Below are 12,588 nucleotides of genomic sequence, written 5' to 3'. Positions count from 1 at the left end.
CCGGGCCAACGTCCACCGCTGGTCGGCCCACCCGTGGGCCCCTTAAGCCCCCACCGCCATACGTAGCCGCACCATCCGCGCGCTAGTGACCCTGATATGGGGGCTGCCGGCGGTACGGGTCGGCGTCGCCGCCCGGCTGCCGGCCCTGAGACGGGGGCTGCTGTCCGTAGTGCCCATACGGATTGGGGCCGCCGCTCGGCGGGGCCTGGCCCGGGTAGGGGGTGGGGTACGGCGGCTGGTTCGGGTAACCGCCCGGGGCCGGGGTTCCGCCGCCGGGGCCGCCACGGTTGCGACGACGGAGAACCACCGCGAGGACGATCCCGATGACGACGACGGCTGCCAGACCGAAGACGATCGCGATGATCCTCCCGGGGGAAAGACCCCCTGCCGGAGAAGCGGATTTCCCGGCAGCGGACGCATCACTGCCACCCGGCGCCGCATTCGGTTCCGGAGTCACCGCGGCCTGAGCGAGTGGGCCTTCCTTGGGACCGGCCGGGATATCCATCGTCAGAGCGTTGTACGGACGGATCATCCCGTATCCGAACTTCTCATCGGGCACCTTCTCGACCTTGTTGTCCAGGAACGTCGCCGACTTGATGAGGCGATTAATGACCTGACCGGCCGTAAGGTTCGGAAATTTTGAGCGCACCAGAGCCGCTTCGGCCGAAACAAAAGCAGTCGCGTCGGAGGTACCAGTGGCTTCCGAATAACCACTGGAACTGGCCGGGTCTACGCTGGTGATATTCTCGCCCGGAGCCGTAAGGGTGATTCCGGAACCATAATTTGATCTGTCTGACACTTTCAGGGACTCGTCGACGGCGCCCACCGCCACGACACCCGGAAGCGCCGCCGGGTACTCAATGGTGTCGATTCCATCGTTTCCCGCACTCGCCACGACCACCACGTCGTGCTCCTGAGCGTATGCGATGGCTTTCGCTCCATCACTTCCTGGCGTACCGGCACTGTCCCCGAAGGACAGATTGATCACCGATGCGCCATGATCAACTGCGTATCGGATACCTTCGCCCCATTGCGTGGGATCGAGATCGCCCTTTCCTGTCTGCGAGACACGAACCGGCAGGATCTTCACCTTCGGCGCCAATCCCATGACACCGGCGGAGTGATCGGATCCGTGCCCGCGCCCTGCGATGATCCCTGCCATGCGCGTGCCATGGCCGTTCTGGTCCGCCCCGGCGTCCGTACCGCCCTGAGTGAAATCTTTTCCATCCAACACCTGACCGGCCAAATCAGGATGACTTCCGTCCACACCGGAGTCCACCACCGCCACGGTGACTCCCTGGCCCTCGGATTCGGACGCTACTTTCTTCACGTCGAAGGCCTCAAGTGCCCATTGTTTGTCGCGGATATAGTCCGCCGAAGCCGTTGGGGCCGTAGTGAGGAGCAAGGCTCCCGTCAGGGCCGCAACTCCCGTCGCGGACCAGACTCGCTTGACACCCATTCCTTGCTCCTCACTCCACTACACGCAGCTGTGCCGACCCTCGGGTGCGAATCGACAAATCCATCCGCCGGAACGCTCGGCGGCTACTCGACGGTCGGCGGCACCACCCGGCGCCGGTCCTCGGAGACCCAGGTTTCCTCGTCCTCGACCAGGTAGTCCGGACGGTCGCCGCCGTTCTCCTTGTCGGACCGCTTTCCACCGCGTCCCGCCGCGCCCCCCATGCCACCACCTGGCGTGGCACTTCTCTGCGAGCCACCCCGGCTGCCGTGCAGACCGCCGCCCGCGCCGGTGCCGGCACTCTTGCCGGTCACCCCCTTGGCCGCACCGACCACACCCCCGCGCGCCCGGGCGAGGGAGCCACGGCCGCCGGTTCCCGCACCACCACGGCCGGCGCCGGCCCCGGCGCCACCACCCATACCGCCCGCACCAGGACGGCCACCGGCGGAGCGACCCGCCGCGGCGCCGGCGCCACCTGCGCCACCGCCTGCGGCGCCACGGCCGCTCGTCGCGCCGGAAGTGGCGCCCGGGATTCCCCGGCCGCCCGCCGCTCCGAGGCTGCCACGAGTTCCGCCGGCGCTACCGAGTCCGACACCACCTACAGGGGGGATGGCCCCACTCCCGAAGCCACCGCCTGCCGTGCCGCCCCCACCGGACGCGCCGGACCCGACGGAGCCCAGGCCCGGGCCCGCGCCCAACTGACCCGGAGCCAAGCTGTCGATGTTGGTGCCGATCGTCGGGGGAAGATGCTGACCACCGGGCGGCACCGAACCGGTCGGCGCCGCAGGGGCGCCACCGATCGCGTTCGCATCGCCGGCGCTCCAGGGCTTGGCGACGGCGCCTGCCGCGCCGGGGCCGGTCGCCGACGGCGTCGGTACGGTGACGGGTGGAGGCACCGCGACATCACTGCTGGGAGGCGGAATGTCCCTGCGCTGGTCGTCACGGACCGCGTTGTCGGAGAGGTTCTTCGCGTAGACCTTGTAGTTGGCCCCCAGGCTCTCCATCAGAGCCACGGCCTTCAGTTGCTCTTCCTTCGCCGCGACCAGGGAGTCCGCATTGGCCTCGGCCGCCGCCCTCGCGTTGACACCGTTCGCGAGGTCCTTCTGCAACTGGGTGTCGTCTTTTTCGTCGTTGGAGAACGCGTCCCCGACCTTGTCGAAGAAGCCAGGTTCCCTGATCTCCCGCATCTGTTCTTTGGCCTGCCGCAGGTCCTGCTGCACCAAGTGCATCTGACCCGAGGCGAGGTTGGCGTAGGCCGCGGCATTCTTGATGTTCCGGGAGATGTCCTGAGCCTTGCGGGAAAACGCCTGGGCGGCCGCGCCTTCCCAGTGGTCAAGGACGTCCTTCACGGCCTTGTCCAGCATGCCGGCGATACTGTCGCCGCTGGAGACCGAGTCCACACCCCCCACGGTCCCGTCGCCGTCTCCACCGGAGAGGATCAGGTGGACCTGCTTCCAGTGCTGGCTGATTTCGTAGATCTGGCCCGGATCCGTGTTCTCGATCATCCTTTTCAGGCCCTTGATCGAGTAGTTCATGAAGGTGGTGTCGAGACCTGTGGGCCGGCCCTGCCCGCCGTTGGCCTGCTTTTCGAGCCGCTCGTCGTGCTTCTGCTTGATGCGGTCCTTACGGACCTTCTCCATCGCCTCGTAGTCCTGGGGCGAATACGGGTACGTCATCGAACATCCCCTCTGTGAGACACCACTGCCCGGATTCCGCTCAACTGGAGAGCGCGTTCTTGGGCCGGGGCGCTTCAGAGTTGCCCCCCATGTTGTTCTTGACCGCACCCTCTTGGTCGTTGTACTTGTCCCGGACCGCGGAGGTGTTCGTCCCGAACTCCTTGATCAGTCCGTGCAGCAGGTTGATGGTGCTCTCGACCTTGAACTTCATCTCGGTGTGAGCCGTATGGAGCTCCGCCGACTCCATGAAGTCGTCGTGACCCAGAGCATGCTTCGGGATCTCCGTGTTGTACTTCGCCGTGCTACCGGCCTTGTCCATGTCGTCGAGCAGTCCCCAGAGCTTCCGGATGACCTCGTCCATCGCGCTCAGGTCGACCCGCATCCCGGTGCCGTCCGCCATATCCCCGTTCCTCTCCCCGTGTACCAGTCCTTGCCGCCCGGTCGGGACGGCCCTACCGCGCGGCGGCCGCCGCCTGTTTGCGGCGCCAGTCGCGCAGCACCACGCCGCTGCCGCTCACCAGGAGCACCAGCACCAGTGAGCCGCCCATCACGTACATCGCGACGCGGCGGTCGCGGTCCGCGTCGCTCTCTCCCATGGTGACTTCCATCGGGATCACCTTGGCCGCGCCCATGTCCGCCCGGGGGGTCAGTGCCGGGGCGTTCGCGGGGGTGGAGTCGTCCGTCAGGGCCGCGACCGGGTCGACCACGCCCCAGCCGAGGAAGCGGTTGGGGCCGCGGCCGGGGCGCTTGGCCGTCTCCTGGATACGGGTGGAGATCTGGGCCGCCGTCCAGTCCGGGTTCTTGGCCTTCAGCAGTGCCGCCACGCCGGTCACGTACGGGGCGGCGAAGCTTGTGCCGTCCGCTGTGCACTGACCGCCCTTCGGGACCGTCGAGACCATGCCGACGCCCGGGGCCGCGACGTCCACGAAGTCGCCCGCCTGGGAGAAGTACGCCCGTTCGTCGTTGCGGTCCGATGCCGCGACAGCCAGCACTCCGTCGTACGAAGCCGGGTAGGTCCGGGCCGACGTGCCGTCCGCGCCGTCGTTGCCCGCGGCCGCGACGATCAGGACCCCCGCGTCGACGGCGTCCTGGACCGCGTTGCGCAGATCGATGTTGTCCTTGCGGCCCGTGGTGTCCGAGGAGATGTTGATGATCTCGGCGCCCCGGGACAGGGCGTATCTGATCGCCTCCGTCATCGTGGCCGAGTCGCCCTGCTTGTCCTCGGCGCCCGTGTAGCGGATCGGAAGGATCTTGGCGTCCGGTGCGATGCCGGCGAAGCCGGTCCCCTTGATCGCGCGCGCGGCGATGATGCCCGCGACCCGCGTGCCGTGGCCTTCGACGTCCTGGGTGCCGTTCGTCGAGCCGACGAAGTCCTTGCCGTCGATCACGGCGGGGCCCAATTGGGCGCTGGTGCCGTCGACGCCGGTGTCGATGACGGCGACGGTGACGCCCTTTCCGGTCGACTCGCCCCGGAGCTGGTCGAGGAGGATCCGCTGCAGCGACCACGGCGTCGCCGTGATGTTGCCGCCGCCGAAGACGCATTCGGAGCTGGAGGTCAGGCCGAAGTCGGTCGTGTCCGGGCCCGGGCCGGAGGTGGAAGGGCCGGAGGTGGAAGGGGAGGAGGTGGAAGGGGAGGAGGTGGAAGGGCCGGAGGTGGAAGGGGAGGCGTCGGCCGGCGCGGCCGGGGACGCCGACAGGCACAGGCCGGTGGCCGCGAGCACGCCGAGGACCCGCCGCAGTGTGTCGGTCCCCCGCGTGCGGGTACGTGCGCGCGTGCGCGATCGGGGCAGCAGGACCCCCATGTTCAGGACTCCCAGGGCTTCGACGACGGTGGTGTTTCGCTTCTTCATGACAGAGGACTGTTCATGACCGATACGGAGAGGGGCCGACCCGGTCAGCACCGCTGCCGGGCCGGCCCCTCAGCGCCGTGGGTCAGCCCCAGGTCGCCGCGTTGCTCTTCTCGGTCGACTGGTAGTTGTCGGCCGAGTTCTGCAGCGCGGAGGCGATCTTCAGAAGGGTGGCGTGCAGGTCAGCCGCAGTCGTGTCCCACTGCTGCTGCTTGGCCTGGTAGCCCTGCTGAGCCTCGCCCTCCCAGGTGTTGGCGACGCGCTTGACGGCCGCCTCCAGGTCGTCGAGCTGCTGCTTGATGCGGCCGGCCGTGCTCTGGACGTCGGTGGACGCCTGAGTGATCGTGGCGAAATTGACGAGGATGGACATCGCCAACGCTCCTTTTCGGAAGAAGGAAGTCGGAATTCGGAATGATCTGGTTCAGAACAGCTGATCAGCCGAAGTCGGACATGATCTTGCTGATCTCCGAGTTCTGCTGCTCCTCCGACGCGCTGTAGTTGGTACGCGTGGAGTCGACGGCTTCCTTGATGTCGGACAGGATGTCGTTCATCCGCTTGGCGTCCTCGTTCCAACGGTTCTGCAGCTGCTGGTACGAAGAGGCCGCCTGCCCCTTCCAGCCGGAAGCGATCTGATCGATCACGCCGTTAAGACGTGAGATCTCGCCCTGAACCTGACCGCGAACCGTGTCGATCTTCCCCGAAAGGACGCGAAGCTCGTCCTCTGTTACCTGAAACTGACCGGCCATGGTGCACCTTCCCCCATGCTTTGTCGATGACCGGGACGCCCTCGCGGCCTCCCGGGCTAAGCCGCACATCGTTGAGTGCCGCACCGAGTCTAGCGTCCGCCCGCCGCGGAACTACGGGCGGAAGCCATCGCTCACAGACCTCACACAGAGCTGTGACATTAACGATGTGCATGCCAAACTACCCGTCAAGTATGGACTCATCCAAGGAAGTTGGCCACCACTTATCACTGACTCTGCGGCTGGCTCGCACTGCCGGTGTCCAGCGTGGGCCCCTTCGGAATGAACTCCGCCCAGGTGGCGGGTACGACCGCGATATGGGCGACCTTCTCGTAGCCGAGCCGCGTACGCGCCTTGTCCGTCTCGGACGCCTCGGCCGACTCGCCGTCTCCGGTGACCGCCGCCGCGTTCCCCTCCGCCGAGGTGTCATTGTTGACCGGCAGCGAATAGCGCAGCCCCGTATCCGTCAGCAGGTAGGTCGCGCCGCCGCCCGCCGCCGCTCCGCTCACCTCGCTGAAGAGCAGGCCGGATCCCGACGAGACGAAGGCGTTCAGCGAATCGGCGATCACGCTCTTCGGATACGCCGTTCCCGCCCAGGTCGCGAGCTGCGGTTTCCCGTCGCTCCCGACGCTGCCCTTGTAGACGCTGCACGATGTGGTGCGCCCTTCGCCGGCCTTCCCCACCGCCCTGTTCGCCTGCCTCGGGAATTGCTCCGGCCAGCCCTTGTCCTGGTAAAAGCCCGGAGCCTGACCACCGTTGGCGGCGATGACGTCCTGGCTGTTGACGCGGATGTCGGCGATCTCGGCGTCCGGATACGCCTGCTTCGCGTCCGGCGAGCCCTTGAGCAGCTCGGCGACGAACGGGGAGACGGTCGCGATCCGGTCCTTCAGCACCACGTAGTACTGCGTGCCCTGGGCGGCCTGCGCCTTGAGCACCCGGCCCACCGTGCCGGCCTCGTCGGGCATTCCCGCGACCTCGGTGGGCCGGCCGAGGTCCGGCACCTCCGGGAATGCGATGGTGCCGCCGCTGTTGAGCGTCGCCAGCCACTCCTTGCTGACCTTCTGCGGCTTGGGCGAGATACCCATGACCGCCGTGCGCAGCTGCTCCATCCCGGTCTGGTCACCGTGCTCCGGGTCGCCGACCGGGAAGCGGGTGCCCTCGCCGTCGACGAGGTACTCGGAGCCCGTCGCGGAATCGGCCACGTACAACACCTCGCGCGGGGACAGCGCGCCCTTGCCGGTGACCGCCTTCGCGTCGGCGGCGTCGAGGACGAACACCCCCCGGTCGACAGAGGTCCCCGGGCCGGAGGCGGGACGCTCGCAGACGGCCCACGCCTTCGCCTTCTCGGCGTCGTCGGCGTCAGGCAGCCGGTCGGGAGCGTACGGGATGCCGAGCGTCGCCCCGTGCGGGAGGCCGCTCTTGTCGATCTCGTCGCCGGGGACCTCGATGACCTTGCCCTTGTCCTTGTCCAACAGGAGCTTGGCGGAGGCGTAGTTGAGGACCGGGTGGAGGGTGGGGACCTTCTTGCCGTCGGCCGCCAGGTCGGGGACGACCACGTAACGGGTCGTGGAATCGCTGTCGACGACGATGTACTCGCCGGGCTTGTCCCAGCCCTTGGGCGCGGTCGGTTTGATGACGCCCCAGCCGATACAGCCCACGACCAGCACGACCCCCACCACCATGCTGGGCATGATGGTACGGAGCGGGCGGGGCGCCCCTTCGTCGGACCCGCCGGGCGACGGCGCCAGGAACGCGGCGACGGTGCGCTTGCGAGCGAACGAGTAGGCGCTGAGCTCATCCTTACGCGTTGCCATGTATGCCTGTTCTCCCCGTATCACGTCGTACATGTGGCCTGTTCAACCCGAGCAGCCCCCTACTATGCACTGCCCGCTTGTCCCCCTGGGGGCAAGGGGGTTGTACGGTAACCACTCGCATGCGTCTCCCGCCTCGTCAGCACGACCGACCACGAACCACGACGAACAGGCACGAACGACGCGGAGTAGGCCACCACTTCGGAAAGGGATGTCCCGGGGGATGACCAGCCCAACCCGCACCCGACGACGCAACCAACGCACCTCGCGGCCACCGGCCCCGGCCCCCGCGGCCGTCACCTCCGCGTCACCGCGCACGCTGCCCCGGCCCGGGAGCATCGGCCCCCTGCGGCTGCAGCAGCTCGTGCTGCTGGAGGGCGCGGCGGCGGTCGTGGTGGTCGCCTGGGTCATCGACCACCGGCTGCTGGTCCCCGCCGTCGTGGTAGCGGCGCTGATGCTGCTGCTCGCGGTCCTGCGCCTGCACCACCGTCCGCTGCTGGAGTCGTACGACGCGGTGCGCGCCCTCAAACGCCGCCAGCGCGCCGCCAAGCTGCCCGTACCGCCGGGCACGGACCCGTGGCTGGCGCCGGCGGTGGAGTGCGATCCCGCGCTGCGGACGTACAGCTTCGTCTCCCGTGACGACCGCTCCATCGGCATGATCGGGGACGGCACGTTCCTGACGGCGGTGCTCTTCGTGCAGCCCGGCGACCAGCCGCTGCGCCCGGCGATCGGCGACCGTCAGCTTCCGCTCGACCTGATCCAGGACGCCCTGGAGGTCGACGGCATCCGGCTGGCCTCGGCGCAGGTCGTCCAGCACACCCAGCCGGCGCCGGCGCCGCACCTGCCCGCGCAGTCCGTGTCCGCCCGGTCGTACGCGCCGATCCAGGCCCAAGCGGGCTCGCCCGCACTGCGGTTGACGTGGATCGCGCTGAAACTCGACCCCGAGCTGTGCCCCGAGGCCGTCGCGGCACGCGGGGACGGTGTGCCCGGGACCCAGCGGGCGCTGCTGCGCGTCGCCGACCAGCTGGCGAGCCGGCTGGCGGGCGCCGGGTTCGAGGCGACGATCCTCGACGAGAACGAGCTCGTGCAGGCGATCGCGACGTCGAGCTGCCTGAACCCGCGTGCCAATGTGCAGCAGGGTCAGGACGGCCGGCCGCCGCAGCGCCGTACGGCCGAGTCGGTGCGGAGCTGGCGTGTCGACGACCGCTGGCACAGCACGTACTGGATCTCCCGCTGGCCGCAGCTCGGGGCCGACGGGCTCGCGATGCCGCACCTGGTCACGCGCTTCACCTCGTTGCCGGTGCTGGCCTCGACCTTCAGCCTGACGCTGAGCCGCGCCGGCAACCGGGGCACCTCGGTCGCCGGACATGTGCGTATCACCGGCCGGGGCGAGGACGAACTGACCAACGTCCGCCAGGAACTGGAGCGCGCCGCGGGCGCCGCCAAGGTGGGCCTGGTCCGTCTCGACCGGGAACAGGTGCCCGGAGTGCTCGCCACGCTGCCGCTGGGAGGCACGTACTGATGTCTTACCCCGCCCCGACCCCCGTACCGTCCCCGCCCCCGAACCAGCAGCCCGGTGGTCCCGACCGCAGGCCCGCGCACGTGGCCTCGCCCACGGACACCGGCCTGATCCCGCTCGTCCAGCAGCCGGCGGCGCCGCAGCAGTTGCGGCGTATCTTCAGCCCGGGGTTCGGGCTGCGCGGCCCGCGCCGCAACCGGCACGTGGTCACGTCCGACGCGGTCACGGCGATCAGCATGCCGATCGGTGACGACGGCGTGGTCATCGGCATGGACACGGACAACCAGCCAGCGGTGCTGGGTCTCGCCCGCCCGACCCGCTTCGACGTGGTCCTGGTCGGCGGCCTGTGGATGGCACAGGTGCTGGCGCTGCGTTCGGCGGCGACCGGTGCGCGGGTCGCCGTGGAGACCGGCCGCCCGCAGGTCTGGACGCAGCTCGCCCAGGTGGCGGGCGGCGGTCAGCAGTGCGTGACCGTGCACCCGGTGGGGCAGGTACCCGCCCAGGGGCCCTCGGTCTCCAGCCCCGTCGTCCTGATCCGTGACTGCGGTGTGCGGCCGCCGCGCGGGCGGGTGAGCTCCCTGCCCTGGCAGGCGGTGGTGACGGTACTGCCGTTCATCGGGGAGTACGCGCCCCGGTGGCTCTCCCAGGCGCATCTGGTCGGACTTCAGCGCGTCTCGCCCCAGGAGACCGTGGTCGTACGGGAGACCCTGGGCATCCCGGCGAGCGATCTCGATGTGCTGCCGTCGCTCTCGGACAACGTCGCGCTGTGGTCGACGCGCAAGCACCGCAAGTACGTGATGACCCAGCCCACGGATACGGAGACCGGTCTGCTCGGCACGGCCCGCCGGCTCGACTGAGCCGGCGGCGGGCGGCCACCAGGACTGGTGGGCTTGTCCCTTGCCGGGCGGGGGTGATTAGTCTCTTCTGGTGATGCGGTGACGTGGTGGACGCGCACGCCGCGCCCCATCCGCTCGTTCGTGACGCCGCATACGGCGGTCGACCAGGAGGCAGTGCAGTGAGCAGGGACCGATCCGAGTACACCGGAAGCCCTCCCCCGGACGGCGAAGAACGCGAGCTGGATATGACCGGCGAGTTCGAGATCGTTTACACGCCGCCTGCTTGGTACGACCAGTCGGGGGCGAACGGTCCGGCGGCGCCCACCGGTCCGCACGACGACGGGCGGGTGCCGCCGCCCCCGCCACAGGGGCCGCCCGTGCCGCCGTCCTACGCCCCCGCGCCGGGCGGCTACGGATTCCCGCCGGCGCCGGCTCCCGGGCAGCCGCAGGTGCCGCCACCGGCTCAGCCGCAGGGCGGGTCGCCGGTCCAACAGCCTTTCCCGCAGGCCCCGCAGGCCCCGCAGGCCCCGCAGGCCCCGCAGGCCCCGCAGGCCCCGCAGGCCCCGCAGGCCCCGCAGGCGCCCCAGGCACCGCAGCCGGCCCCTGCCGCGGCGCCCCCGCCGCCCAGCTTCCCCGTACTGCGTACGGCCGACGAGGACGCCGAGGCGGCGGCTCTCTTCGACAGTCCCTCCCCCGAGGCCCCGCCGGCGGAGCGGAACGCCGACGCCGGCGCCGAAGCCGCCGCCCCCGAGCCGGAGCCCCAGGCCCCGCCGGAGGCCGGGACCGGCGCCGCACCCGCACCCGCACCCGCACCCGCACCTGAGCCCATGGCAGAGCCGGTGGCCGACCCGCACGTCGCGCAGCAGCAACTGCCGCCGTTGCCGATGGGGTACCAGCCCGCGCCCGCACCCGCGCAGCAGCCGGCACAGCAACCACCCTTCCCGCAGCAGCCGTTGCCGCCGCAGACGGCGCAGCCCGTACCGCCGGTGGCGCCACAGGCCGCCCCCCAGGGCGGCTTCGGTCCGCCGCAGCCGATGCCCGACGCGCAGCAGCAGCCGTTCCCGCCGGATGCCGGGTACGGCTATGGATACCCGCAGCAGCCCCCGCAGTACCAGCAGTACCAGCAGCCGCAGCAGTTCCAGCCGGGAGGTCCGCCCGCTCCGCAGCAGTACGGGCAGCCCGGACCCCAGCAGCCGGTGCCGCAGCAGTACCAGCAGACCCCGCCGCAGCAGGCGGGCCCGCTTCCCGGGTACGGCTACCCGCAGCACCCGGCAGATCAGAGCGGTTACGGCTACCCGCAGCAGCCCCCGCAGTCGGCTGAGCCGCAGTCACAGCCCCAGCCCCCGCAGTCACAGCAGCCGCAGCCGCAAAACCCCCAGCCGCAGCAGCACCCGCAGAACCCGCAGGGCTGGTCGGCCCCGGCCGGCCCGTATTCCGGCGGCCACCAGCCGCCGCAGGCCATGCCCGGCGCCCCCCTCGGCTACAACGCGGCCGTCGAACTGTCGTCGGACCGTCTGCTGCGCAACCAGCCGAAGTCCCGTAAGAACAACGCGGTTCCGTCCCGCTTCAAGCTCGGTGCCAAGAAGGAGGAGGCCGAGCGGCAGCGGAAGCTGGCGCTGATCCGTACGCCGGTGATGTCCTGCTACCGGATCGCGGTGATCAGTCTCAAGGGCGGTGTCGGCAAGACCACCACGACCATCTCGCTCGGTGCCACACTCGCCTCGGAGCGCCAGGACAAGATCCTCGCGATCGACGCCAACCCGGACGCCGGCACACTCGGCCGGCGGGTGCGGCGGGAGACGGGCGCCACCATCCGCGACCTGGTGCAGGCGATCCCGCAGCTGAACAGCTACATGGACATCCGGCGCTTCACCTCGCAGGCACCGTCCGGCCTGGAGATCATCGCCAACGACGTCGACCCGGCGGTGTCCACCACCTTCAACGACCAGGACTACCGCAGCGCGCTCGAGGTGCTGGGCAGGCAGTACCCGATCATCCTCACCGACTCGGGCACCGGGCTGCTCTACAGCGCGATGCGCGGAGTGCTCGACCTCGCCGACCAGTTGATCGTCATCTCGACCCCTTCGGTGGACGGTGCGAGCAGCGCGTCGACGACGCTCGACTGGCTCTCGGCGCATGGTTTCGCCGACCTGGTCCAGCGGTCGATCACGGTGATCTCGGGCGTACGCGAGACCGGAAAAATGATCAAGGTGGAGGACATCGTCGCCCACTTCGAGACGCGCTGCCGCGCGGTCGTCGTGGTGCCCTTCGACGAGCATCTCGCGGCCGGCGCCGAGGTCGATCTGCCCATGATGCGGCCCAAGACGCGCGAAGCGTACTTCAACCTCTCGGCGCTCGTGGCCGAGGACATCGCCCGCACCCAGCAGGGCCAGGGCTGGGGAGCCCCGCAGCAGCAGCCGCAGGGGTATCCGCCCCAGCAGTCGCCATACCCCCAGCAGCCCCAGCAGCCGTACGCTCCGCCCGGCGGATTCCCGCCGCAGGGCCAGGGCTGGGGAGCCCCGCAACAGCCCCAGCAACAGCAGCCCCAGCAGCAACCTCCGCAGCAGCAGCCCCCCGGGGCGCCGCCGTCCGGCTGGACGCAGTAGCGGCGGTGTCCCGGTGGACTACGTGACAGGGTCCGGCACCAGCACGGTGTCGGACCCTGTCACGTACCCGGGTACGGTGCTACGCGGGGGACGG

General features: G+C 69.8%; 10 protein-coding genes. 3 read left to right on the top strand and 7 right to left on the bottom strand.

Annotation, left to right across the window (positions count from 1 at the left end; genetic code table 11):
* Positions 1-82: 82 nt before the first annotated feature.
* From mycP (ACIBAE_RS27240) to eccB, 7 genes are all read right to left on the bottom strand, one after another.
* Positions 83-1,459, bottom strand: coding sequence for a type VII secretion-associated serine protease mycosin (gene mycP / locus ACIBAE_RS27240; RefSeq protein ID WP_399290352.1), 1,377 nt, complete (start codon positions 1,457-1,459; stop codon positions 83-85).
* Between the two features lie 83 nt (positions 1,460-1,542).
* Positions 1,543-3,132 carry a hypothetical protein gene (locus ACIBAE_RS27235; protein WP_399290350.1) on the bottom strand — a complete coding sequence of 530 codons (1,590 nt, stop codon included), beginning with the start codon at positions 3,130-3,132 and terminating at the stop codon, positions 1,543-1,545.
* A 40-nt stretch (positions 3,133-3,172) separates the two neighbouring features.
* Positions 3,173-3,532 carry a hypothetical protein gene (locus ACIBAE_RS27230; protein WP_399290348.1) on the bottom strand — a complete coding sequence of 120 codons (360 nt, stop codon included), beginning with the start codon at positions 3,530-3,532 and terminating at the stop codon, positions 3,173-3,175.
* Positions 3,533-3,584: 52 nt separating this feature from the next.
* Positions 3,585-4,982: a type VII secretion-associated serine protease mycosin gene (mycP, locus tag ACIBAE_RS27225; protein ID WP_399290346.1), complete on the bottom strand. Its 1,398-nt coding sequence runs from the start codon at positions 4,980-4,982 to the stop codon at positions 3,585-3,587.
* Between the two features lie 82 nt (positions 4,983-5,064).
* Positions 5,065-5,355 carry a WXG100 family type VII secretion target gene (locus ACIBAE_RS27220; protein WP_399290344.1) on the bottom strand — a complete coding sequence of 97 codons (291 nt, stop codon included), beginning with the start codon at positions 5,353-5,355 and terminating at the stop codon, positions 5,065-5,067.
* A 58-nt stretch (positions 5,356-5,413) separates the two neighbouring features.
* Positions 5,414-5,725, bottom strand: coding sequence for a WXG100 family type VII secretion target (locus ACIBAE_RS27215; protein WP_399290342.1), 312 nt, complete (start codon positions 5,723-5,725; stop codon positions 5,414-5,416).
* A gap of 224 nt (positions 5,726-5,949) precedes the next feature.
* Positions 5,950-7,536, bottom strand: a complete 1,587-nt coding sequence (gene eccB / locus ACIBAE_RS27210) for a type VII secretion protein EccB (RefSeq protein WP_399290340.1) — start codon at positions 7,534-7,536, stop codon at positions 5,950-5,952.
* Positions 7,537-7,756: 220 nt separating this feature from the next.
* On the opposite strand from eccB, the gene eccE reads away from it, so the two are divergent.
* The 3 genes from eccE (at position 7,757) to ACIBAE_RS27195 (ending at position 12,494) form a co-directional block, all read left to right on the top strand.
* Positions 7,757-9,055, top strand: a complete 1,299-nt coding sequence (eccE, locus tag ACIBAE_RS27205) for a type VII secretion protein EccE (protein ID WP_399290338.1) — start codon at positions 7,757-7,759, stop codon at positions 9,053-9,055.
* Positions 9,055-9,909 carry a hypothetical protein gene (locus ACIBAE_RS27200; RefSeq protein ID WP_399290336.1) on the top strand — a complete coding sequence of 285 codons (855 nt, stop codon included), beginning with the start codon at positions 9,055-9,057 and terminating at the stop codon, positions 9,907-9,909. The genes eccE and ACIBAE_RS27200 overlap by 1 nt, the downstream gene beginning before the upstream one ends.
* A gap of 158 nt (positions 9,910-10,067) precedes the next feature.
* Entirely contained in the window at positions 10,068-12,494 is a 2,427-nt protein-coding gene (locus tag ACIBAE_RS27195; RefSeq protein ID WP_399290334.1) for an SCO5717 family growth-regulating ATPase, read from the top strand.
* Positions 12,495-12,588: the final 94 nt, after the last annotated feature.

This window comes from Streptomyces sp. NPDC051569 (assembly GCF_044454085.1).
Lineage (GTDB): Bacteria > Actinomycetota > Actinomycetes > Streptomycetales > Streptomycetaceae > Streptomyces.
This window is presented reverse-complemented; position numbering and strand designations above follow the sequence as displayed.